Source organism: Eggerthella guodeyinii (genome assembly GCF_009834925.2).
Taxonomy (GTDB): domain Bacteria; phylum Actinomycetota; class Coriobacteriia; order Coriobacteriales; family Eggerthellaceae; genus Eggerthella; species Eggerthella guodeyinii.
The window spans coordinates 3,757,403-3,779,957 of record NZ_CP063310.1 but is presented as its reverse complement, the minus strand read 5'-3'; the positions used below and the strand labels follow the sequence as shown (position 1 = coordinate 3,779,957).

General features: G+C 63.3%; 19 protein-coding genes and 2 tRNA genes. 7 read left to right on the top strand and 14 right to left on the bottom strand.

All coding sequences use genetic code 11. The annotated features are described in order from the left end of the window. The first annotated feature begins 27 nt into the window (after positions 1-27). Positions 28-1,254, top strand: a complete 1,227-nt coding sequence (locus GS424_RS16230; RefSeq protein WP_160941463.1) for a molybdopterin molybdotransferase MoeA — start codon at positions 28-30, stop codon at positions 1,252-1,254. Then, a complete protein-coding gene (locus GS424_RS16225) occupies positions 1,245-2,225 on the top strand; it encodes a radical SAM protein (protein WP_160941462.1) in 981 nt (326 codons plus the stop codon). Before GS424_RS16230 ends, GS424_RS16225 begins: the two co-directional genes overlap by 10 nt. On the opposite strand, the gene GS424_RS16220 is transcribed toward GS424_RS16225, so the two are convergent. From GS424_RS16220 to GS424_RS16205, 4 genes are all read right to left on the bottom strand, one after another. Then, positions 2,222-2,899, bottom strand: coding sequence for a Crp/Fnr family transcriptional regulator (locus tag GS424_RS16220; protein WP_160941461.1), 678 nt, complete (start codon positions 2,897-2,899; stop codon positions 2,222-2,224). The genes GS424_RS16225 and GS424_RS16220 overlap by 4 nt on opposite strands. Positions 2,900-3,007: 108 nt before the next feature. Next, on the bottom strand, positions 3,008-4,309 hold the full coding sequence (locus tag GS424_RS16215; protein WP_160941460.1) for an MFS transporter: 1,302 nt from the start codon (positions 4,307-4,309) through the stop codon (positions 3,008-3,010). A 72-nt stretch (positions 4,310-4,381) separates the two neighbouring features. Then, positions 4,382-5,674, bottom strand: coding sequence for an agmatine deiminase family protein (locus GS424_RS16210; RefSeq protein WP_160941459.1), 1,293 nt, complete (start codon positions 5,672-5,674; stop codon positions 4,382-4,384). 29 nt (positions 5,675-5,703) lie between these two features. Beyond that, positions 5,704-6,765 carry an ornithine carbamoyltransferase gene (locus GS424_RS16205; protein ID WP_160941458.1) on the bottom strand — a complete coding sequence of 354 codons (1,062 nt, stop codon included), beginning with the start codon at positions 6,763-6,765 and terminating at the stop codon, positions 5,704-5,706. A 341-nt stretch (positions 6,766-7,106) separates the two neighbouring features. On the opposite strand from GS424_RS16205, the gene GS424_RS18035 reads away from it, so the two are divergent. Beyond that, entirely contained in the window at positions 7,107-7,901 is a 795-nt protein-coding gene (locus GS424_RS18035; RefSeq protein WP_244977593.1) for a helix-turn-helix transcriptional regulator, read from the top strand. A 44-nt stretch (positions 7,902-7,945) separates the two neighbouring features. On the opposite strand, the gene GS424_RS16195 is transcribed toward GS424_RS18035, so the two are convergent. After that, positions 7,946-9,694, bottom strand: a complete 1,749-nt coding sequence (locus tag GS424_RS16195; protein ID WP_160941457.1) for an FAD-binding protein — start codon at positions 9,692-9,694, stop codon at positions 7,946-7,948. Positions 9,695-9,912: 218 nt separating this feature from the next. Here GS424_RS16195 and GS424_RS16190 point away from each other — a divergent pair, with 218 nt between their 5' ends. Beyond that, positions 9,913-11,328: a response regulator transcription factor gene (locus GS424_RS16190; protein ID WP_160941456.1), complete on the top strand. Its 1,416-nt coding sequence runs from the start codon at positions 9,913-9,915 to the stop codon at positions 11,326-11,328. A 29-nt stretch (positions 11,329-11,357) separates the two neighbouring features. Here the strand turns inward: GS424_RS16190 and GS424_RS16185 are convergent, their stop codons facing one another. Then, positions 11,358-12,566 (bottom strand): MFS transporter, encoded by a 1,209-nt coding sequence (locus tag GS424_RS16185; RefSeq protein ID WP_244977592.1) that lies wholly within the window; start codon positions 12,564-12,566, stop codon positions 11,358-11,360. Positions 12,567-12,624: 58 nt separating this feature from the next. Then, positions 12,625-13,077 (bottom strand): universal stress protein, encoded by a 453-nt coding sequence (locus GS424_RS16180; RefSeq protein WP_244977591.1) that lies wholly within the window; start codon positions 13,075-13,077, stop codon positions 12,625-12,627. A 193-nt stretch (positions 13,078-13,270) separates the two neighbouring features. On the opposite strand from GS424_RS16180, the gene GS424_RS16175 reads away from it, so the two are divergent. From GS424_RS16175 to GS424_RS16165, 3 genes are all read left to right on the top strand, one after another. Further along, a tRNA-Lys gene (locus GS424_RS16175) sits at positions 13,271-13,346 on the top strand. A 40-nt stretch (positions 13,347-13,386) separates the two neighbouring features. Beyond that, positions 13,387-13,460 (top strand) — tRNA-Gln (locus tag GS424_RS16170). A gap of 30 nt (positions 13,461-13,490) precedes the next feature. Continuing rightward, on the top strand, positions 13,491-13,967 hold the full coding sequence (locus tag GS424_RS16165) for a hypothetical protein (RefSeq protein WP_160941454.1): 477 nt from the start codon (positions 13,491-13,493) through the stop codon (positions 13,965-13,967). 69 nt (positions 13,968-14,036) lie between these two features. On the opposite strand, the gene GS424_RS16160 is transcribed toward GS424_RS16165, so the two are convergent. Genes GS424_RS16160 through GS424_RS16130 form a run of 7 tightly spaced genes read right to left on the bottom strand, consistent with a single transcriptional unit; the run spans position 14,037 to position 22,506 of the window. Beyond that, a complete protein-coding gene (locus GS424_RS16160; protein ID WP_160941453.1) occupies positions 14,037-15,029 on the bottom strand; it encodes an endolysin-like domain-containing protein in 993 nt (330 codons plus the stop codon). Continuing rightward, positions 15,029-15,691, bottom strand: a complete 663-nt coding sequence (locus GS424_RS18030; RefSeq protein WP_244977590.1) for a holin — start codon at positions 15,689-15,691, stop codon at positions 15,029-15,031. Before GS424_RS18030 ends, GS424_RS16160 begins: the two co-directional genes overlap by 1 nt. A 13-nt stretch (positions 15,692-15,704) precedes the next feature. Beyond that, positions 15,705-16,439, bottom strand: coding sequence for a phage baseplate protein (locus tag GS424_RS16150; protein ID WP_160941452.1), 735 nt, complete (start codon positions 16,437-16,439; stop codon positions 15,705-15,707). A gap of 15 nt (positions 16,440-16,454) precedes the next feature. After that, a complete protein-coding gene (locus tag GS424_RS16145; RefSeq protein WP_154332785.1) occupies positions 16,455-16,670 on the bottom strand; it encodes a hypothetical protein in 216 nt (71 codons plus the stop codon). A gap of 4 nt (positions 16,671-16,674) precedes the next feature. Continuing rightward, complete coding sequence (locus tag GS424_RS16140; protein ID WP_160941451.1) at positions 16,675-17,739, bottom strand: hypothetical protein; 1,065 nt, start codon at positions 17,737-17,739, stop codon at positions 16,675-16,677. Next, on the bottom strand, positions 17,723-20,227 hold the full coding sequence (locus GS424_RS16135; protein ID WP_160941450.1) for a fibronectin type III domain-containing protein: 2,505 nt from the start codon (positions 20,225-20,227) through the stop codon (positions 17,723-17,725). Before GS424_RS16135 ends, GS424_RS16140 begins: the two co-directional genes overlap by 17 nt. A gap of 59 nt (positions 20,228-20,286) precedes the next feature. Beyond that, a complete protein-coding gene (locus GS424_RS16130; RefSeq protein WP_160941449.1) occupies positions 20,287-22,506 on the bottom strand; it encodes a phage tail protein in 2,220 nt (739 codons plus the stop codon). Positions 22,507-22,555 lie beyond the last annotated feature (49 nt).

Here is a 22,555-nt window from a genome sequence, read left to right as displayed (position 1 = left end):
TGATGGCGTAGACGAGAAAGGCGACCGATGGAATTCGTGTACGAAACGAGCGTGACGCGCGCGGATGCGCTGCGCGAGCTGTGCGAGCGATGGGGCGTGGAGCCTGCGGTGCGCGTCGTCGCGCTCGACGAGGCGTTCGGCCGGGTGACGGCCGAAGACGTGCGGGCGGTGTGCTCGCTGCCGGTGAAGCGCTCATCGAAGCGCGACGGCATCGCCGTGCGGTCGGCCGACTTCGCGCATGGCCTGCCCGACACGAGCGGGTGGCGGCGCGGCCGCGACTTTGCGCAGGCCGACACGGGCGACGATTTCCCCGATGCCTTCGACGCGGTTATCGCGGTGGAGGACATCGCGTACGAGGCCGACGGCGCGTTGCGCATTACGAACGACGACCTGGATGTTCGTCCTGGAACCGCGGTCAATCCGTGTGGGTCGATCGTGCGTGCGGGCGATGTGATCGTTCCTGCGCACACGCGCCTCACGCCCGAACTGGTGGCCGCGCTGGCCGTGGGCGGCCACGCACAGGTGCGCGTGCTGGAACGCCCCGTGGTGGCCTATCTTCCCACGGGCAGCGAGCTGGTGCCGTACGGATCGTATCCGCAACGCGGGCAGAACCTGGAAACGAACGGCCTCATGGTGCGCGGCATGCTGGATGCTTGGGGCGCCGAGGTGCGTTGCTACCCCATCGTGCGCGACGATCGGGAGGCGCTCGAAGCGGCGCTCGACCGCGCGTTGGAAGTGGCCGACATCGTGCTGATCAACGGCGGATCGTCGCGCGGCGAGGAGGATTTCAACGCGCGTTTGCTGGAGCAGCGCGGCAGTTACTTCCGCCATGGCGTGCGCGCGATCCCGGGGCGTCCGGTGGGCATGGCGCTGATCGACGGCACGCCGGTGGTGAACGTTCCCGGGCCGGTGCTGGCGGCGTTTCTGTGCATGGATTGGCTGATCAAGGGGCTGGTTGCCCACTATCTTGGCATACCCGTCCCGCAGCGTCAGACGGTGCGCGCCCGCCTTGCCGAAGAGGTGAAGAAGCCGGCGGGGTTCGAGCGGCTGTCCCGCGTGGCGCTGTCGCCGGACGGCGAGGGCGGCCTGACGTGCACGCCGCTGCCGTTCGGTCTGGGCGTGGCGAACACCCTGCGCGAGAGCGACGGGATGCTCGTGCTGCCCCTCGGTTGCACGGGGGCCGAGGCGGGCGAGCTGGTGGAGGTCGAGCTGCTGAAGCCGCTCGAGTTGATTGAGCGGGGCGCATGCCGATGATGCGCGAGGGGGAATCGAGCGACGCCGCGTTTGCGGCGACGCTCGACGCGGCGCGGACGCACCGCCCGACGGCCGAGGAGGTGCTGGTCCTGCTGAGGCTGGCGATGGCCGATGGGGCGCGGCTCGAGGAGCTGTGCGCGGCGGCGTGCGAGGTGCGCGAACGGGAGCTGGCGGGACGCGTCGAGGTGGAGGCGGCGTTCAACTCGGTGGTGCCGTGCCGGTTGCGGCCGCTGTGCCGGTACTGCCCCTATTGGCGCGACCCCGATCAGGAGCTGATGACGATCGAGGACATCCTGGAGAACGTGCGGCACCTGCGCGAGCGCACGGCCATTCGCCAGTTTCACCTGAGCGGCGGGTCGGAGCGCGGCGAGGGGGACGGCGGCATCGTGTCCATCGTCGAGGCCATTCGGGCTGCGGGGTTCGAGGACATGGACATCGTGGTGAACTGCGGCGCCTCGTTCTCCGATGCCGATTTGCAGCGCCTCGCGCAGCTGCGCGTCAAGCGCGTGTTCTCCGTATTCGAGACGACGAACCCGCAGGTGTTCGCCGAGACGAAGCCCGGCGACGATCTGGACGAGAAAATGCGGTTCGCGCGGCGCATCGCCGCAGCGGGCATGGAGGTGGGCTCGGGGCTCATGGCCGGCTTGGGCCCGCACGAGCATGCGTGCGCGGACTACGCGAAAGCGCTGTTCGACCTGGCAGCCATCCCGAACCTGGCCTGCGTGTACGTCTCGAAGTTCCGCCACGCGGCGCGCATTCCCATGAACGGCCATCCCGAGTGCTCGCTGTCCGAAGCGCGTGCGCTGGTGGCCGCAGCGCGCCTCGTGCTGCGCGACGTGCACATCCGCGCCGCGGCGGGCTGGGGCGCGGACGAGGGCGCGGCGGCGGCCGACGCGGGCGCGGGATCGGTGACCGTCGCGTGCAGCTTCTCGAAAGGGCCGGGCCATTGGAGGCGCCCGGAGGATGCCTAGCTGGTGAGGGCGAAGCGGTTGCGGTCGTAGGAGATAATGCCCTCGCGCTGCATGCGGCTGAGCTCGCGCGACAGCGCGCTGCGCTCGATGTAGAGGTAATCGGCCAGCTCTTGGCGGTTGTAGGGGATGCTGAACGTGCGCGAGCCGGCTTCCTGGGAGCGTTCTTGCAGGTAGGCAAGCACTTTCTCGCGGGTTGACCGGTTCGCGAGCGTGTCGAGGCGCTTCACCAGCTGCATGTTCATGTCGGTGAGCGAGGCCACGAGGTTGCCCTTGATGCGGTTGATGTGCTTGATGCAGCAGGGGCAGCCTTCGATTTCCTGCGAGATGCTGAAGTCGATGGTGGCGCACGGGCCGGTGGCCACGATGTCCAGGCAGTTCGCCACGCAGAACTGCGGCGCCAGCTCGCTGGCGACGACGGCGTCTTCGCGGTAGCTGCCGAGGATCGACCGGTTGCCCGCGGCATCGTAGCGCACGATGAGCGCCTCGCCCTCGATGAGGTAGCGCGTGCACGACGTTCCGTGCGCCCGGCCAGCCAGGATGTCGCCCTTTTCGAACCGCGCGACGCGCGCGTTCAGGCAGCGTAGCACGGAGGCGCGCTTTTCGGCGGGGATGCCTTCGAGCAGCGACAGCTCGTCAACGGGTGCGTCGATGGTGGGAGAATCCGTATCGCTCATAACCGCTCCGCTCGGGAAGGAATATTCTGGTAGAAGTATAATACAAAAGGCTTCCGTCGCGTGTAGCGGCGGAAGCCTTTTGCGGAGAGAATCAGATCCTTCGGTAGGTTACGCCGATTGCTCCTGATGCCGATCTTTTCCAGGGCCGGTCTCCTTGATCTTCATAAAGCAGATAAAGTTGATGATGTATACGAGGCCGAAAGCGAAAAGCGTCCACCGCAATCCGAAAACGTGCTGGGCCGCATACGTGGACAGCCCGGACAGGGGCATGAGCGCATCGGTCATGAACCCGCCGACGATGGGGGACAGGAACCCGAAAATGAAGCCGATCGCGGTGATGAGGGCGAACGATGCCCCCGCCTTCGAAGCGGTCATGCCTTTGAGCTCCATCGGGACGCAGTACAGGGATGGCAGCCAGAAACCGTTTCCGAATGCGTACAGGGAGATGCCGATGAGCACGAACACGACGGAGACGTTCGCGCCAAGCGTTGCGATGAGGATACCGGCGAATTCGACCACTGATCCAACGAGGAACTGCGGCTTGCGCTTGCCTACCTTGCTCATGACCATTCCGCCTGCAAGGCATCCGATGAGCCCGATGCCGGGAAACGCAACCGAGGAAGCGAACCCTGCGATCGCATCGGAAAAGCCGCCCGATTCGGCAATGAACATGGGCAGGATGGTGGCGATGAAAGAGTAATTGATGTAGTCGAGGCTGAAGGCTACCACCAGCAAGCGAATCGCTTTGCGCGACCAAAGATCACGATACAAGTGTTTTTCCTCGACGCTCTCGCTCTCGTCGAGTGGGTCGGCGTAGTTAGGAAGGTTCTTCGCTTTCACGAACAGAACCCATACGGCAAGGATGACCAGGGCGATCAGCCCCCATATGCCAAGGCTGAACTCCCAGCCGAATAGCGAGGCGATTGGCGCTACCGCCGAGAAGCAGATGAGGGTGCCGATGAACGGGAAGAAGCCGTTCAGTGTGTTCATCTTCTCGCGACCTTTCGGCTTGAACCACTGCATGATAGCAGAACCGATGAACGGCACGCCGAATCCGAAGCCAAGCCCGAAAAGAGCCCTGCCGACGAGCAGGATGAGGTACGAACTCGACGCTGCGAAGTTGAGGAGCGTGCCGAACGCGACGAACCCCATGGTGAGCACGAACAGGTTGCGCGTGCCTATCTTGGTGTCGAGCGATGGACCGACGAGGCATCCGACGATGATGAACGGGTACATGATGTTGACGGGCAGGTTGAGGAGCGAGTTGTTGTCGAGTACCCCAAAATGCTCACCCAGGTTCAACAGGATGGGAGCCGGGGACATTTGAAGGATATAGCAGGTCAAGATGCCGAAAAACAACAAAGCAACCACTGCGGTGCCCGTCTTTTTCCCTGAAGGATTGTGAGCCATCGTGCTTCCCCTTTCAATAAGGTTCGGTGCGACGGCGATCTCGTTCCGCCGTCGCACCGGAGGATGTAGAGCCTACTTCGCCAGCGATTTCGGCACCTGCCTGGAGAAGCAGTGTATGCCGCCTCCCAGGATGTTCAGTGCGTAGGTGTTGATGCCGACGACCTCACGGCCGGGGAAGCATGCATGCAGCACGCGCAGCGCTTCGGCATCCTTCTCCTTGATGGCGTCGGGCAAGCCCTCGCTCCAATACTGCTGCGCGATCACCTTTTTGTTCGTGATGATGAAATTGGTGTAGCTTTGCGACGCGACGAAGGTGATGTCGCCTTCGGTATCCTTGGCGGCCGTCTCAAGGGTGCGCCCTACGTATCCGGCCAGCAGGCAGTCCTTGTCCTTGCCCTTGAAGTCGGCGGTATAGTACTGCACTTCGGGGACGGGGATGCGCACGATATTGAACGGCTTGCCGTCGAGGTTCGTTTGCTTGCTCAGGTATTCGTAGGCTTCGTCGAAGCGTTCTTTGTTCAGGCGGGCGATCTCGTAGCGCTGTGCCTCCTCATCGGAGATGAAGCCGAGCACGATGGTGTTCTCGTCGCAGAAACGCGCCATCTCGTCCATGTGGCAGTTGGCGCCGCCGGCCTTGAACGCCGTGGGTTCGTTGTCGGGGCCGGGAACGGGGCCGTCGCAGCAATCTTCGTCGTCGTAGGTGCCGCGGGGCACCCAGAGAATCTTCTCGATGCCGGCCGGACGCTTCATTTCCTGCTCGAATTCCTCTTTCGTGTACTGAGGGTTCCGTTTGGTCAGTTCGGTCTCCTCGGTGGTGAGCAGCACGCCGGCACCGTTGAACTCGCGGTCGCCTCCCTCGCTTACCAAGCGGGTGAACAGCACGGTTTCGATGCCGACGGTTTTCGCGTGCCAGCGGGAAACGCATTCCGTGACGGCTCCTTCGCGATGGTAGACCGTCGCGCCGCCCACGCCCCACATGCATTTGTTGAAGGATATGACCGCGCGCTCTCCTTCGTCGTTCATGACCACTTCCGCGCCGTAGTCGCGGGGCCAAGCGAGCGTGGCGCACGGCATGAACGTTTCCTCGTCGCCCTCTTTGATGATGACGGTGTCGGGTTCGAAGTCGACGAGCTCGACGTTGTCGGTGGGAATGCCGCGCGTGCCAAGCGTTTCGAGGATCTTCGAATGGTCGCATCCGCGCGCTTGGATGAGAACCTTCACCACGGGGACGAGCTCCTCGATGACGTTGAGGTACACGTCGAGCTGGGAGTGATCCTTCCAAACGAACTCTTCGTAAGGCCAGGTGACCAGGATAGATTCCTGTTCGGCCCACTCTGCAACGGCATGGTAGTTAGTGCTGGCCATGGTTCTTACCTCTTTCCGAGAAGGGTGGTTTAGTAGGCGTAGTTGGGCTCTCGCACGGTGAGCATGTTCTCCAGTTTTCCCAAGTAGTAGTCTTCCATCTGCTTGGAGGGATGCGTGCGATGCGGGTAGAGCAGGTAGGCGAGGATGCCCTTTTCGGCGTGGAGACGATTCTCCGCCTGGGGCAGCAAGGCCGATTGCGGGCCGTCCCACACGTCGTCGGTGATTTCCCAACCGCGGTTTCCCGGGAGGAAGTGCATGACCCAAGCCGTCGGCTTTGCCTTGCTCATGAGCTCGGCATTGACGGAGTACTTGGGATAAAACGTCGACTTGGCAAGCTCTTCGGGAAGGCGCACGTCGTAATACCAGGTGACGCCTGTATAGATGAAATCAACTTGATCGATGTAGGCGTAAGGGTCGTCGGTGACGATGAGCTTCCCGCCCGATTCGGCGCATTGGGCTTCGATATGGGCTCGCCAGTCGTCGCCGATGGAGTACTCTTTCGGGGAGCACAGCACGATGGTCATGCCCAGCTTGCTGAACAGCTCCTCTTGTGCCTTGAGCGTTACGCAGCAGCTGTACGGCGAGTCTTCGTTCGAGCTGCAATCGCCGATGTACATGAAGACGACGTCCTTGAGGCTCTTGTCCTTGGGCTTGCGCTCGATGACGGTGAGCAGGTCGGCGATGACCTGGCTGGGGTGGCGAGCGCTGTCGAGCATGTTGATCACCGGAACGGTCGAGTTCGACGCAAGCGCCTCAAGCACGGAGCTGTCGTTGATGCGCGCCGAGATGCCGTCGCACATGCTTGACAGCACCGCGGCAGTCTCCTTCCATGTTTCATGGGAGCCGGCGTGGGTTGCCTTCGTGTTCAGGAACAGCGCATGGCCGCCGAGCTGCGTCATGGCGGCCTCGAACGAAACGCGCGTGCGCGTGGACTCCATCGCGAACAGCATCGCGAGGCTCATGTCCTTGAGCAGCGGCGGTCGAATGCCCTTTTCGTACGCCTCCTTGAGCGTGATGGTGACGTCCATCAAATCCATGATCTCGTCCTGGGTGTAGTCTGCGAAACTCAGGAAATGCTTCACCTCTGCCATGCTGGGCTTCCTTTCTCTTGGCGGGCGCCACCTGCGATGCCGCCCCTCTATCCGGTAAACTACCAGCTGCGAACCTACTCAATCTATGACCTGACGAGGTGATTGCGATGGGTAGTTTTTGTCGAGGGGAATAACCCTCCTAGTGCCTGGAGACGTGCGAATCCATAACCCATGATCGTCGGGATAAGCTATGACTTTGAACATCAAAGTTCCTGGTAAACCGCTAAAAACGACTTTGATTCCTGTTGGATATGACTCGGGTGATGCGGGAGTATTGAGCTATAATCAGGGTGGTTGTGCTGAGATAATCGCGGAGTACTCGCAGTATGTTCGGGGGCGGCATGGACGATGTAAGCGATTTCTGGGTGGGCGAGGCGTTCTCTCTCGTAAACGATACGATATACGGGATATACAACGACGACCTCATGGACGTGTATCCGAAGTACTGCGCGCGGCTTGAGGCGCTTGTCCCCTTCGACGGATACTTCTATTCCTACTTCTATTACGATTCCAATCGGTGCAAGGCCTTCAATTTCGAAGCGAGCTCCAATATCCCCTCGGCATCTATCGAAGAGTATGTCGAAAAATATTGGGCGATCGATTACATCCGATGGTTTTTGGACTCGTCTGCCTCCGAGGTGTTTCGCGACACCGATGTGATCAGCCCGCTCGCGTACGAACAGTCGGCTTTCTTCAGGGGTTGGCTTGCTCCGCTCGGGTTCTTCTACTCGGCCATCGCGCCGGTGTCCAGCTGTGAGAAGACGATCGTTTCGCTCGACCTGATGAGGTCGAAGGACTCGGGCGACTTCTCGGATTCGGAGTTGGTGTTGCTACAGGGCTTCAATCGCCATCTGTGTTCTCGTTTCGTGGGCGAGTTCCCGCAGGGCATCACAGAAGCGCACTTCAAGGGGTTGAAGGGCAGCCTCAAGGATACGTTTTCATGCACGGATCGGGAGATGGACGTGATCGATCTGCTCGTGGCGAAGAAGAGTCGAAGCGAGGTGTGCGAGGAACTTTTCATCAGCGCAAACACACTGAAGAAGCATATCGCGAACATCTATCGGAAGCTGGGCGTATCCAGCGCGAACCAGTTTTTCCAGAAAGTTGCCGAATTCGAGAACCGCCCGCGATCGTGAGGAACGCGGGCGGTTCGAGGAGGGGGATCGGGTAGGTTGAAACGTTACGCCAGGTCGCCGGCTATGTGGCGGACGGCGTGGCGGGCGAACGTGATGGTGCGGCCGCAGGCGCAGCCCACGATGTACTCGGGGTAGTTGTTGCCGAAGATGCTGCCCGAGCAGTCGCCCGCGGCGTAGAGGCCCTCGATGGGCTTGCTCTGGGCGCCGAGCACCTGCATGTCCTCGTTGATGCGCAGGCCGTCCACCGTGGTCAGCAGCGAGCCGCCGTACCAGATGCCGTAGAACGGGGCCGTGCGCAGCTCGGACAGGCGGTAGGCTTCCTTGCCGAAGTCGGCGTCTTCCTGGGCGTCGTAGAAGCCGTTGTACTTCTCCACCTCGGCCAGGAACGCTTCCTTCGCCTCGCCCTGGAAGCCCAGCTTGTCGGCCAGCTCCTCGATGGTGTCGGCCTTCACCATGGTGCCCTTCTCCAGCTGGTCGGCATAGATCTCGTCGAGCGGGGTGTCGGCTTCCTTCGCCAGCAGCTGCTGGGTTTGACGCGAGCAGCCGATGGTGCTGAAGCGCTTGACGTCTTCCTTGAGGTTCGAGTCGAACACCTGGCAGAACACGCCGCCCTCGTGCTCGGCCGCCGCGAAGCAGCAGAAGTCGTAGGGGGTGGACTCGTTCACGAAGCGCTTGCCGTCGCGGGTGACCTTCATGAGCGGTTGCGAGCCGAGGTTGAACTGCTTGTCGGTACCTGCGAACGTGGCCACCTCGCCGGGGCCGCTGATGATGCCCGCGTTCTCGCCCGGCTTCACGGCGCCGCGGTCGAAGATCATCGGCGCGCCGATGCTGTCCTTCTGCGCGCCCGCCCACATGCCGGCCTTGATGCCCTCGCCCACGTTGTTCGGCGAGCCGTACTGCAGCGTGACGCAGCGGTCGACCATCGGGTTGCACGCGCGCAGCATCTCGGCGTTGCTCGTGTAGCCGCCCGTGGTGAGCAGCACGCCCTTCGCGGCGTCCACCTGGACGTATCCGCCGTCGGCCTCGAAGATGGCGCCCGTCACCTTGCCGGCGTCGTCCTGCACCAGCTTCACCAGCTTGTGGTTGTAGGTGACGTCGTAGCCCTTGTCGTTGATGTAGGACAGCAGCACCTTGTTGCGCTCGAGCGCTTCGCCGGCGGCGTCCTTGCCCGAGTAGTAGTGCTCCATCGGGAACAGGGCGAAGCTCGTGCCGCCGGTCTCGTGGTCGATGTCGTTGTCGAAGGCGCATGTCATGCCGGCCTCGGTGAGGATGGGGTCGATCCAGTCGACCACGCTGGCGCTCTCCTTGATCCACACGCGGATGACGCGCTGGTCGCACTGGCCCGAGGCGTAGCGCGAGAACTCGTTGAGCAGGCGGCCTTCGTCCACGTGCGCGCCGGCGGCCTCGGTGTACTTCGTATTGATGGCGCCGAACCAGTGGCGGCTGCGCTGGATGGAGCCGGACTTCTCGCACAGTATGAAGTCGAGTCCCAGGTCGGCGGCCGTGGCGGCTGCGGCCATGCCGCCGTTGCCCGCGCCGATGATCAGCAGGTCGGTCTGCTTCGTCTCCTTGATGTCGCCGGCCGTGATGTCGGGCGCGCTGCCCAGCCAGTCGGTTTGGGCGGACGCGTCGGCCTTGGTTTCGGCGGCATCGGCTTTCGTCGCGTCGCCGGACGTCTCGGCTTTGGCTTGCGGGGCGCATCCGGCCAAGCCGAACGCGGCGAGCGCGCCCGTGGCTGCGGCGCCCGTCAGGAAGTTTCGACGCGAAAGACCCTGTTCTGCGATGTTCTTCATGATTGTTCCCTCCTGAGAAACGATTGGTGAACCCTGGGGCCATCATGCCGCGCCGCGCGGGCGCTGTCCTCACCGTCAGGGGACCAAGTTCGCGCATTCGTCGCGTCCGCTCCTCTCACCCCCGTGGTACCAGAACGGTGGTTTCCCCTTGTCAGGCGGGGGTGAAGTGCGGTAGGCTTGCCTGCATCGGGGAAGCGGGCAACGGCCGGGGGAGGCGTATGATCGAGGTACGGAACACCATCAACGCGACGTGGGTTCGCTGTCTCGTCGCGTTGATCGCCGAGCTGTTCGGCACATGGCTGACCAATGCGGCGCTGTACCCGCAGTACATCGGCGTCATGTCCGAGGCGCGCGACGCATCGTCGCTCGTGGGCGTGATAACGCTCGTGGCGCTGGCGGTGTGGGCGCTCAAGAAGCCCTCGTCCATCAACGAGACCACCCTGACGGCGGGATCGTTCGTGCTGTACTCGGCGGGGTTCGCGCTCATCGTGCTGGGCATCGCGCAGCAATCGGCTCCCCTGCTGCTGGCGGGTGCATGCGTGCGCTCGGTCGGGTCGCGCTGGGTGGTGGTGCTCATGGGCATCTCGCTGTGCAAGCTCGACAAGCGCTCGTGCATGCTGTGCATCGCGTCGGCCCTGGTGGCAAGCTACCTGCTGCGACTTCCGTACATGGGCGCCGACGCGACGGTGAGCATGGCCACGCTGTTCCTGCTGCCGTTCATCATGTACGCCGCGTGCCGCCCGCTGGCGCTCGACATGCTCGCCGTCATCCGCGAGGCGGTGTCGCCGGCGGAGACGTCCATCACGCAGCCCGCGTCGTTCGTGCCGTTCGCGCACGGGCTGTTCGTGGCCATCTTCATCTTCCGCATCGCGTACGGGTTCGCGTTGACGTTCGGCTCGATCGACGGCAATCCGCAGCAGACGTTCTTCGGCTTGATGCCCATCGCCATCCTCTTGGTCATGGCCCTGCTGCCGAAGGTGCCGAAAGCGGATGTGTTGTACCAGGCCGCAGCGCTGTTCGTGGTGGGCGGGTTCCTCGCGGTGGTGGTGCTTGTGGGCCGCGCGCCCGGCGACATGGCGTTCGCGAACGGGCTGCTGTACGCGGGCAGTGAGTGCTTCGATGCGCTCATGTGGTTCGTGCTGGCCTCCATCGGCGCGCGCAACAAGGTGAACGCGCTGGCCGTGTTCGCGTGGGGACGCGCGGCCTCGTCGGCAGGCCTGCTGTGCGGCGCGACGGTGGGGCATGCGGTGAACGCCACGCCCGATCCGCTGACGGTGTCGGTGGGCATCGCGGTGGTGCTGTTCCTGTTCGTGGCGATGAACTTCACGGTGCTCAAGCCGTTCGGCTTCCAGGCAACCATCGACGGCGTGCAGTCGGTTGAGCCCGTCGCGGCGGCGGCCTCGGTGGGGCTTCCGGAGAAAAGCGCCGCCGTGGCCGCGCGGTACCGGCTGACGCCGCGCGAGACCGAGCTGCTCGAGCTGCTGGCGCACGGGCGCAACGGGCCGTTCATCCAGGAGAAGCTCGTGCTGTCGCGCAACACGGTGAAGACGCACGTGGCGAACATCTACGGCAAGCTAGGCGTGCATTCGCAGCAGGAGCTCATCGACCTGGTGGAGCAGGCCGACGAGCGATAGGGGGCTCGAGGGATTGTCGCGCGGATGCGCTACTCGCGTTCGGCCTCTTCGAGCTTGCGCCGCATGGTGCCCTTTCTGCGGCTGACCACGAGGTAGGCCGCGAGGGCGACGATGGCCACGAACGACATGGCCTCGAACAGGCCGCGATAGCCCCACACCGGCTGCACGATGCCCAGCAGCAGCGGGCCCACGCCCACGCCGATGTCGAGCAGGATGTAGAACGTCGAGTTCGCCAGGCTCAGCCGGTCGTCGGGCGCGATGCGCACGGCCAGCGCCAGGCCGCTGGCCTGGATGGTTCCCACGCCGAATCCCAGCAGCGCCGCCGCGATGAGCATGGCTGCGGGCCGGTACACGGTGGCCAGCAGGCCCATGCCGAAGATGAACGCGATGAATGCGGGGATCATCACCGCGCGGTCGCCCTTGCGGTCGAACAGCTTGCCGGTGAACGGACGCGTGACGAACGTCGCGATGGCGTAGACGACGAAGAAAAAGCTCGCGGGCGCTTCGAGCCCGCTTTCGGCGGCGAACGGCGTGAGGAACGCGAGCAGGCTGGAGTAGCAGAAGAACAGCAGCGCGCATACGGCGCTGATGGGAACGACGCTCGTCTCGAGGTAGTTCGCGATGCGCGGGCGCGGCACGCGGAAGCCGCCCGCTCGCTCGGTGCGCTCGCCGCGGGCGATGTCGTTCGCCTTCTGGGCCACGCGTTCGGACGGCACGGGAGTCTTCGGCACGCGAACTTGCGTTGCGGCCAGCAGGCAGGCGCCGGCTACTGCGGCGGTGACGATGAACAGCGTTTGGAACCCGGCGTTCTGCGTGAGAAACATACCCAGAAACGGCCCGATGGCCGCACCCAGCGTGACCGACAGCATGTAGTAGCCCACGCCCTCGCCTTTGCGGTTGTCGGGCACGAGCGCCGTAACGATGGTGCCGATGGAAGTGGAGCACATGCCGAAGGCGATGCCGTGGAGCAACCGCACGACGAACAGGAGCCAAAGCCCTACGCCGACCAAGTACAGCGCCGAAAACGCGACTTCCAGCACCGCTCCGATAATCAGCAGGCGCTTGCGGCCAACGCGATCCATGATGCGGCCGCTGAAGAGGCGTGCGATGAGCGCGCCGATGACGAAGATGCTGGCGGCGAGCCCTGCGGTGGACGCAGCCGCATCGTACGTTTTCATGGCGTAGTCGGCGACCACCACCATAAGACCGTAATAATTGAGCATGACCAGGAAATTCACGGTGGTCCCGAAGACGAAGTCCCTCGTCCAAAGCTTTTCCCGCGCTGTGGTGGCCATGTTAACGTGTCGCCCGGTCTTTCGTTTGCGGGGCGGGCGCGTCTTTCGCGATGAGCACGGCGATGGGGGAGCCCTGCACCACGGCGTAGCTGACGCTGCCGAGGAATCCCTTGACGCCGCCCTGCCCGCGGCTGCCCATGACGATGAGGTCGCACCCTTCGTCCTGCGCGCATTTCAGCAGGAGGTCGGCCGGCGAGCTGCCCTTCAGCAGGTGGGTGTGGGCCCTGTTCGGCACCTCGTCCGCCAGCTGCTCCATTTCGGCCAGCACCTTCTTCGCCTCGTCGAGCAGGACGGTCTCGGCGCCGGTGCCCAGGCCGTACAGCTTCACCACGTGGACGAACACGAGCTCGACGCTTTCATCCTGCGCGCCGATGGAGCGCGCCAGCTCGAGCGCTTTGGCGGAGGGTGCGGAGCCGTCGTAGGCAACCAGGACCTTGGAGCACCACATGGGCATCACGGCCTTTCTTCGAGGGGATGTGCCGTTCCCTCGATTGTAGTACGAATCGTTTCGGATTGGATAACGGCACGGTGGCAAGGGGTAGACGGTCTTGCGGGCGCGAAGATGTGCGGCTGGTGTTCGTCAACATAATCATTGACCCACCCTGCTTGCCCGGCTAAAATGAGTACTCGCGCATTGCTGCGAACGTGGGCCGTTAGCTCAGCTGGTAGAGCAGGGGACTTTTAATCCCAAGGTCGCGGGTTCGACTCCCTCACGGCCCACCATTTTCTTTTTCGCCGCAGCGTGTCCGAGCGTTTCGCTCACTGGGCCATCGTCCAACGGCAGGACTCTGGTTTTTGGTACCAGCTATCCAGGTTCGAATCCTGGTGGCCCAGCCACATTCTTGACGCGCTGTGGAAGGAATCTGCATGAACGCGCTGACGAAGAGACTGATGGCTCTGGCTTGTGCGGGTGCTTTGGCCGTCGCATTGGCCGGCTGCGCGTCGGGCGAGGCTGAAAGCCCGCAAACCGATGGCGGCTCGAATGCTCCTGCAGCTCAGGAAGAGCAAAAGCAGCCGCTCGATCTGACGGGCGAGTGGAAGCAGGTCAACTCCAATGCCGAGGACAGCTACCAGGTTGCGACCATCGGCGACGGGGCTATCGTGGTGAACTGGGTCGGCGACGGCGGCGACACGAAATCGCTGTACTGGGCCGGCACGTATGTGGCTCCTACCGAGGCCGCCGATAGCTACACGTGGGAGTCCCAGAACGACACGGCTCAAACCGCGAACGCTCTCATGGCGTCGGGTGACGAGACCAAGACGTTCGCCTACGAGAACGGTCAGATCAGCTACGAGCTGACAGCCCTCGGCACCACCATGACCGTGAAGATGGAACGCCAGTAACGCATTCGACCGCGCGTTGACGAGCTCCCGCTGCCCCGACGATTTGGAATCGTCGGGGCAGCTTGCTTGCTAGAGGACGATGAGGCGTGCGCGGAACGCGGAGATGACGCCGCCGTTGCCGGCGTAGTCGTCGCCGTATCCGCTGGTGTCGGAGGTGTCCACCATGTTCGCGAAGAAGCTGCAACCGACGTTCGCCACCGCGTACTCGATGCCGAGCCAGCCGGTTGCGTCGGGGTGCTGCGTCTCGTAGTAGCAGCGCACGCCCGTCACGGGCGAGCCGTCGCCGGCGCAGCCGTTCTCGAGGTCGTTCGCGTCGTAGCCGCGCACGGCGGGCAGCCAGCCGTTGTGCTGCGTGCATGCCTGGTACCAGCCGGGCATGTCGACGGCGAGGTAGAGGATGGGCGAGCCGTCGCCCGCGTAGCCGTCGCCCGAGCCGGACGTGTCCCGATGGTTCACCATCTCGGGCAGCCATCCCTGCGCTTGCGAGCACACGCGGTAGCGAAGGTCGGGAACGGTGGGGCTCGAGCCGGGGTCCGGCGCTTCCCAGGAGGGTGCGCTCCCGTTGCCGGCGTAGCGCAGGATGCCGTCCCAAGGATAGTCGTAGTAGGGCCGCGTGTTGGACTCCTGGCCGGTTTGGTCGCCCTCGCGGCCCCCGACGATGCCGCCGTTCTCGTTGATGCTGAACTGCATGAGCACGTCGGGGACGGCCGTCTTGCACATGGCCGTGTGGTCGCGCTCGTTGAGGTAGACGTCGCCCGGCTGCGCGACGTAGCTCATGGGCTCCCAGGCGAAGTTGCCGGTCGAGCACATGCAGCGGCGCATGTTGCCGGTGTAGGTGGCGCCGCCGCAGTCCACCCCGGCGGCCTCGTAGGCGCTGATGACGGCCGACGAGCAGTCGCGGTCGCCCCCGGCGAAGGAGTAGGCCTTGCCGTCGACGACGAGCGTCTCGCGGATGCCGTTGCCCCAGCGGTTCGAGCCCTGGGTGTAGCCGTGGCCGTTGTCGCCGTCGTGCGACACGAGGTGCTGCATGATCCGGACGGCCACTTCGTTCGGGGCGGCCATCAGTTGCTCCTCGCGATGGAGGCGACGTTCGCGCCCTCGTCCACCTCGGGTATGCCGACGACGCTGGTCAGCAGGCTCACGACGGCCATGGTCGCCGCCACGCCGAGCATCTGCGGCCAGTCCAAGGCCACGATGCTCACCAGGTCGGCGCCGATGAGCGTGATCAATGCCTGCGCCGCCGTCTTGACGGCGCGGATGGCGGCGGCTGCCGCCCACCGGCCGATGCTGGAACGCTTGTCCATGGTTGCGGGTTCTCCTTCTTCCGTCGTTGCGGTGCACATCACCGCGGGTTGCATCGTTCGCTCTGCGGCGATGCGTGGCTCGGCTGCTGTCGCATCGGCAGGACCGTTGAGGCGATACCTCATCACGGGCTCGTGGTCTTGGAGCACGGCATCGTGCGGGGCGTCGTCTGGTATCGTTCCGCTCAATTCGACGAGCTCGCCTGATTCGAGGCGCGTTTCCCAATGGCCTTCCTCGGGAACGTCGATCACGATGGCGACGTCCTTGCCGCCGTTGGGGTATTCGGCTACCACTTCTTCGTGAGACTCAGCTTCGGCATCCACCACGTAGCGGTGGAACACGCTGCGCCATTCGCTGTAGAGCTGGCCTTTCGTCAGATCGGGGTTGATGAGGGGGTTGTTGTTTTCGTCGAGTATGATCATGATTCGTCCTTTGCTAGGCGGTGCGTCGCCACGCGTAGAGGGTCTGATAGGCCGGCATGTTGTTCCAAGATTTGTTGCCAAGTGTTTTCTTCGATCCGATTGCTGGAGAGCCGATGTCCGTCCATGCAGAGTCGTTTGTTGCGATGCAGGGCTGGGGAACGCTCTCCCCGTTCGTATACTTGAGCCCCGAGTCGTATATGTAAGATGAGTTAAAAACTAGATTCATCGCATGGGTGTGGTTGAAGTCGATTGCAACACTGTTCGAGCCGCCGGTGGCGGTGCCGGCGTTGAAGTAGGGGAATCGACCGGTGATGGCCGTCCAGGTTCCTCCGAACAGCGAGGCGGGGCTGGTCGAAACGTAACTGATGTATACGGCGCCAACCGGGTAGGCGAGCAACCCGATGGCCTCCTTCGTCGTAACGCCGGTGCCTCCTCTCGCCACGGGAAGGGTGCCGCTCGTGATGTCGGTGGCCGCGTGCTTGTGGTTGGTCGGCGCATACCCCTCCGTGGGGCGATCTCCTCCGACGACCGAGATGGCAAGCCACTCCGTTTCGTTTACGAGCAGCGCGACGCGATCGCGCACGTTGGGATGGCAGCAACGCACGACGGGAACGGTTTCTTCTTGGCCGTCCGGCCGGACCGACAGAGTGGTGTCCGAGTCGAGGGCGGTGACCGTGCCGAAGCGCATCTTCAAAGGACGCTGGGTTGGACGTCCTGCCATGAGTTGGGCGATTTCAAACGCATCCATGGTCGTTCCTTTCTCCTATCGAGTGCTGAACATTGCGAGCAGGGCCGTGGCCATCGCGCCGGCGCATGAGGTGACGATGACCCAGTACAGCCGCTGCAGCTGTGACAAGATGGCATCCATACGAGCTATGAGCTGGGTTTTCTCGAAATCCCGATCCTCAAGCTCGTCAACGCGCTTGTCCAACCGTGTAAAGTGCTCCTCATGAGCGGTATGGTTGTCGCAAAACGCCATGCCCTTATCCTTTCAGGCAGCGTTGGAATTCGGTGGTGCATTCCATGCCGGGGCGCAGGGCCATGGTCTGGCGTACGGCGACGAGGTCGTTTCGCCGAATGCCCGCGCGGTCGTACACGAAGTCGCAGACGTCGCCCATGGTCATCGGCAGGTAGGCATGGACGATTTCGAACGTTTCCGCAATCGATGTTTTTGCCGCTAGCAGCGACGCCGCCTTCGCTTCGAGCTCGTCGCTGCCGGCGATGTCGCTGATGCTTTCCTTGTAGACGATGCGCCGTCCTCGTGCGGCAGTGGAGAACGGACTGGCCGGGTCGTTGTTCTCCGCTGTGGCGGCCAAGGGCGCATCGTTGCTCGCGCTCGTGCACGTCACGGTGACGACGTTCGGCACTGAAAACGTGTCGCATTCGCGCACGACGCCGCTGCGGTAGACGCAAGCGTCGTCGTCTCGCAGCGTGAAGGAGGGCGCGCGATCCGCCGGGTTGACGTAGGGGCGCAGCAGTACGTTGCCGAACCCGTCGCAGGTGGCCGATTCGAAGCCGGCGAAGCTTAAAAGCCAGTTGACGGCATCGAGCTTGCTGGCGTCCTCGTCGTCGAACACCGCAGGAGCGGTCAGTTTAGCCGTCGATGTCGACGCCACCACGTCGAGACCGGCTCCGGTGACGAGCTCCTTCGCCTTCTCGAGCGCTCCGTCGCCCGCCGCCAACACGAGCGGGGCTTCGAGTGCGTCTTCGGCGAGCACCTGCAGCACCCCGTACAGGTCGGCCGTGCCTTCTTCGATGGCGCCGCGGTAGGTGCTCGACGGGGTGGCCACGAGGTAGGTGCCGTGGGCGATGCTGATCCGCTCGCCGGTTTGCGGGTCGAAGCTGTCGGAATACACGCGCAGCAGATCGCGCCCGAGATCCGGTTCGTCGACGTAGGTGAGCGAGCCGGAAACCTTGATAGCCGTTCGATCGTTGCGTTCGAGAGAGCCGCCGGTGATGCCGACGAGTTCCTCGGTCTCTTGGCGATCATCCCACGTGACGCGCACGTACCTGAACGTGTCGATGCGACCGCTAGAGGACCAGTCCATGCGCCCTCACCTTCCTTCCGCTCAGTTCCACGCCTTTGACCAACGGATTCGCTGAGGATGTCGACAGCTTGCACGTGATATGCGCGGGCTCTACGGCGCCGTGAGGATAGCGGACGATCTTGATGCCGCGATCGTTCGCTAGCCGCTCGAATGCGGAGGCCATCGATGGCGCGTCTGCCCAGTCGTCCGGCGTCGTGTCAGCACGCCACCAGACGCTGCCCGAGATCTCGGATGAGGTTTGGGTGGCCGATCCGTAGAACACGAGCGGGTCCTCGTTTCCCTCGGTGTCGATGATCTCGCTGTCGGGCTGTCGGTCGGTGCTCCATGCCACGTCCATCGCCACCTTGGCCACGTCGGCATAAGAGTGTGAGGCGTTGAAGTTGATGAACACGAATCCGCGGGACGGCACGACGACGGGCGTCTCATTGAGCGAGGTGAGCCCGTTGTCGGTGTAGGCCACTACGCGGTACGTGAGCTGCTGATCGAGCGGAGGATACTGGTCGACCGCGCCCGTGCCGGATGGCACTTTGTCGGCGATGCAGGTCAGACGCCCGTCTGCGTTTTTCCGGAAGATGCCGAGCGATGCTGTCGCCGGCAGGTCGACGCCGCTGTGGTCGCCCGAGAAGCAGGAGATGGAGACGCGCCCGTAGACGGAGTCCCGCTCGACGATGAGCTCGGGGACGGCCGGTTCTCGATATGCGGTCTTGAACGTGCGCGTTGTCTGCACGCCAAGCGACGACGTGGATATGGCGGAAACCGTGATCGTGAATGACGAATTATTTTCGGGCAGCATTTCGTTGGAGCCAATATCGATGGTTTTCGTCTCGCCCTGGATCGTTTTGGAAAACAGCGTGGTTCCGTCGCTCGACTTCACGGTTACGGTTGCCTGCTGCTGTCGGCCTGAGGGATCGCCATAGTCCCAGGCTACACGGACGGGCACGTCGATGAGGACCTGGCCGTCGGCGGCGGGGGACGTTATGGTGACGGTCGGCACCTGGTAGACACGGAACGTGCGCGTGCTCGACCATGCGCCGAAATCGGCATGCGCGCCCTTCGTGCGCACGCGCCAGGCAACGGTGGCATTGATGTCCCAGGTTGCAGCAACGTCGAGGTACTGCTTGTCGGGTGCAGCATGCGTGGTCCAGGTGGTGCCGCCGTCGATTGACGTCGCGACTTCCGCGCTCGTCTGCGCGCTTCCGTCGATGGGGTTGTGCACCCACGTGAAGCGCACGGTTTGTTGGGTTTTCGGCACCACGACGCCCGAAGCGGGTGCCAGCAGGGTGGGGGCGGAGGGGGCGATGATGGTGATCACCTTGTTGGAAGGTTCCGACCAGGCGCTTGCGAGGGGGTTTCGCGTGGTGCGGACGCGATAGTAGAACGTTCCGCCGCCTGGCGTGTCCTCGAATGACGTGACGTTGCTGGACGTGATGGTGCGTATGATCGCCCACGTTGAGGAATCGGTCGAACGCTGCACTTCGGCCGCCGTGGCCGTGAGCGCGGGGTTGTCCATCGTCACGGTGACGACGGTCGCCGTCTTGCGCACCGCCGTGACGTTGGTCGGTGCCGCCGGCGTGTTGTAGGTGGTGCCCGACTCCTTGTATCCGCTGTTGCCGGCGGCGTTGCTTGCGCGGACGCGGTAGGCATACGCATGGTTGGCGCTGGTGGATGCGTCGACGTACGACGTCGCCGTGCCGGAGACGCTCGCGATCTGCGCCCACGAGCCTCCGTCGATTCGGCGCTCAACCTTGATGGCTGCGTACAAGCCCGACACCGACGTGCCCAACGTCCACGAGACGGTGTTCTTCGTGTCGGAGTTGCGCGCGTTCGTGCAGGCGGTGCAGCTCGGCGGCGTGGTATAGGTGAAACCGGAGGTGGCATACGCGCTGGATCCTGCGGAGTTGCTGGAGCGGACGCGGTAGCGATACACGTGGCCGGCGGCCGTGGCGGTATCGGCGTAGGAGGCGCTGGTGCCGTCAATGCTTGCGATCTGGCTCCATGTGCCGTTGTCCACCTGCCGCTCGACGAGGATCGAAGCGTACGGATGCGTTGTGTCGGGGTGGTTCGTCCAGCTGAGGTTCATGCGGGCGTCGCTCGCGCGTGCGGCCGTCAGCGCCGTGACCGGCTTGGGGGCGTACACGGGCAGCGCGGGGATGGTGACCCAAAGTTGGGCCTCCGCCGATCCCGCCCACGCGCCGTAGCCGTTGACCGTCGTGCCACGAACCCAGGAGAAGAACTTGAGCGAATAGGAAGCGCTTCTCCTGTTGAACGGGCCGAATTCGCGGGTGTAGTCGGCGACGGTTTCGGTGCCGTTGAGCACGCCGCTCGCCGAGTCGCTTGCGAGGGCGTAGCCGCTGCTCTCATAGTAATATCCGACGTAATTGTAGACGCCGTACTGATACGCGGCTTCCCATCCTGATCCGGAGGTGGCCACGCCTCGCACGGAAACCCAGACTTGCGTGTCGTTCGATCGGCTGATCGAGGCCTCCACGCCGGCATACAGCGCTCGTTGGTCTCCGTAGGGTTGGTTTGCGCTTGACCATTGCATTGCTACATCGCCCCCATTCGTATCTGACGGCGGACGCCGTTCCAGAGCGTGGTTGCCGCCTTCGTGGCGGTTGGGTCTCCGGAGAGGTCCACCTTTTCAATCGTGTAATAGTTGTTCGTCACGGAGCCGAACGTGCCCAAAGCTGTGGCCAGCGCCTCGTTGAGCCCGAAGCCGCTCACCAAAGTGCCGATGGCGCTGCGGGAGAGCTCTGGCATGTTGAGCCCGACGGGGATGTCGATGGCGGGGAGGTCGGTTTTCGCTGCATCGACCACGTCGTCGGTCAGCGACTTCATGGCATCGACGGCGTCCTGAGCTTTGTCGGCGATGCCGTTCGCGAAGCCTTCGGACACGTATCCGCCGATTCCCTTGAACACTTTCGACGGCGAAGCGATGCCCAGCAGCGACTTCGCCCAGCCGATCGCGTCGTCGATGACGCCTCCGATTGCGTTGATCACGCTCTGGGCGGCACCGGTTATGCCGTCGACGATGCCCTTTATCAGGTTCTCGCCGGCGGACATCATGTCGTCTGCAAAGCCCTTCACCTTGTCGATGCCTTGGCGAATCAAGTTGCTCAGCGCGTTGCGCAAGTTGTCGAGCACTTGGGGAACCGCTTCCACCACCTTCTGGAAGAGTTCTCGCGCTTTCGTTCCCATAGAGTCGAAGAACGTCGACACGTGGTCGATGCCTTTTCCGATGAGCTCGCTGACTTTGGACAGCAGCGAGTCGATGATTTTGGGAACCGCGTCGGCAATGGCCATGAACAACGTGACGGCGGCCGCCAGCAGCACGGGAATCAGGGTCGGCAGCGCTTCGCATACCGCATCGATGACCGTGGGAATGGCGTCGATGAGCGCAGGGATGATCTGCGGCAGAGCTTCCACCAGCGCCGTGAATAGCTGAATACCGCCCTCGATGAGCTGGGGCAGGAAGGCGACCAACGCCTCGATGAAGCCGGTGATGAACTCGGGAAGCTTTTCAAGCAGAGGGGGAAGCACTTCGATAAGCGCTTGTCCCAGAGCGAGAAAGAATTGCAGGCCTGCTTCCAGGAGGGCTGGCATGTTTTCGATGAGGGCGGAGCATAATCCTTCGATGAAAGTGGGAAGCTGCTCGATCAAAAGGGGGAGGACTTCGGTTAAGGCGCTGACGAACGTGGTGAACAGCTGAATACCCGCTTCCAGCAGCGTTGGTGCGAGTTCGACGAGCGCTTCCCCAAGCGATACGAGCATATCGGCCAATCCGGCGATAAGCGTCGGCAGCACTTCGGGCAGCACTTCGACGATCCGGCTGAAGGCATCGACGAAGGCGCTGGTAAACGCCGGCATGATTTCCACGACTTGATCGACGAACTTCGGAAGAGTTTCGCTGATCTGCTGTGCGACTACGGGAAGGTTCTCGGTGATGCTCGTCAAGCTGGCGATGGCCTCGTTCGCCATCTCCCCCAGGTTTTTGCCGCTTCCCACTGCCGAGATGCCGAGCGCGAGCAAACCTCCAGCGAGTGCGCCCACCCCTGCGGTGGCGGCGGTGATGCCCTTCGACATCCTCCCTGCTATCGAGCCGATGCCGCTCAATGCAGAGGACAGGGCGCCGCCCGTTTTCTCCGAGATGCCAGAGAAGTGCTCGCTGAATGCGGCGGCCGCATCGGACGCGGCTTTTCCGAGCGAGCCGGTCAGCGTCGACAGCACGGGTCCGACCTTCTCGGTGATGCCGGAGAACTTCTTGGCCACGGCGTCGCCGATGTCGGCGAGCTTCTCCGCAACGGCGTCCTTGATCGCCCCGAACCGGTCGGCGATGGGGGAGATCAGCCCTTTTACGGCATCTCCGAGCCCCGACAATTTCGAGGCAGCGCTCTTGATGGCGTCGAATTGCTCGGATGCGACTTCCGCTGTTTTCCGAAACGCCTCGACGGCGCCGTCCTTGAACGTTGTAGCCGCGTCGGCGATGGCGCTGCCCATGTTTTTGACACGCTCGATGACAGAACTCACGAGTTCGCCGAGGGCGGACTGGATGGTCTTTTGGGCGGTGAGGGCGCTTTTCACGATGCCGGTGATCGCGCCGGTCAGATCGGTCAGCGACTTGGGAACTCCGGCGATGTTTCCAAGCTTGGCGAAAGCCGCTCCCAGTTGGGCAAGCTGCTTGTTGGTTTCCTGCACCAGGGTGTTTACCGCTTTGGTGAACCGCTCGGGGTCGAGCGTGGCTTCGACGGTGACTTCGGTATCAGGCATGGGGCTTCCCCCTGTTCTTCAGGCTGGTTGTTTTCATTGACTGCTCCTT

Bases quoted from the DNA above. Each gene is read 5' to 3' on its own strand.
- GS424_RS16190 (WP_160941456.1), top strand. From the start codon at position 9,913: ATGATCGAGGTACGGAACACCATCAACGCGACGTGGGTTCGCTGTCTC.
- GS424_RS16195 (WP_160941457.1), bottom strand. From the start codon at position 9,694: ATGAAGAACATCGCAGAACAGGGTCTTTCGCGTCGAAACTTCCTGACG.
- GS424_RS16225 (WP_160941462.1), top strand. From the start codon at position 1,245: ATGCCGATGATGCGCGAGGGGGAATCGAGCGACGCCGCGTTTGCGGCG.
- GS424_RS16210 (WP_160941459.1), bottom strand. From the start codon at position 5,674: ATGGCCAGCACTAACTACCATGCCGTTGCAGAGTGGGCCGAACAGGAA.
- GS424_RS16205 (WP_160941458.1), bottom strand. From the start codon at position 6,765: ATGGCAGAGGTGAAGCATTTCCTGAGTTTCGCAGACTACACCCAGGAC.
- GS424_RS16140 (WP_160941451.1), bottom strand. From the start codon at position 17,739: ATGGACTGGTCCTCTAGCGGTCGCATCGACACGTTCAGGTACGTGCGC.
- GS424_RS16220 (WP_160941461.1), bottom strand. From the start codon at position 2,899: ATGAGCGATACGGATTCTCCCACCATCGACGCACCCGTTGACGAGCTG.
- GS424_RS16130 (WP_160941449.1), bottom strand. From the start codon at position 22,506: ATGCCTGATACCGAAGTCACCGTCGAAGCCACGCTCGACCCCGAGCGG.
- GS424_RS16150 (WP_160941452.1), bottom strand. From the start codon at position 16,439: ATGGATGCGTTTGAAATCGCCCAACTCATGGCAGGACGTCCAACCCAG.
- GS424_RS16180 (WP_244977591.1), bottom strand. From the start codon at position 13,077: ATGCCCATGTGGTGCTCCAAGGTCCTGGTTGCCTACGACGGCTCCGCA.
- GS424_RS18030 (WP_244977590.1), bottom strand. From the start codon at position 15,691: ATGATCATACTCGACGAAAACAACAACCCCCTCATCAACCCCGATCTG.
- GS424_RS16145 (WP_154332785.1), bottom strand. From the start codon at position 16,670: ATGGCGTTTTGCGACAACCATACCGCTCATGAGGAGCACTTTACACGG.
- GS424_RS18035 (WP_244977593.1), top strand. From the start codon at position 7,107: ATGGACGATGTAAGCGATTTCTGGGTGGGCGAGGCGTTCTCTCTCGTA.
- GS424_RS16215 (WP_160941460.1), bottom strand. From the start codon at position 4,309: ATGGCTCACAATCCTTCAGGGAAAAAGACGGGCACCGCAGTGGTTGCT.
- GS424_RS16165 (WP_160941454.1), top strand. From the start codon at position 13,491: ATGAACGCGCTGACGAAGAGACTGATGGCTCTGGCTTGTGCGGGTGCT.
- GS424_RS16230 (WP_160941463.1), top strand. From the start codon at position 28: ATGGAATTCGTGTACGAAACGAGCGTGACGCGCGCGGATGCGCTGCGC.
- GS424_RS16160 (WP_160941453.1), bottom strand. From the start codon at position 15,029: ATGGCCGCCCCGAACGAAGTGGCCGTCCGGATCATGCAGCACCTCGTG.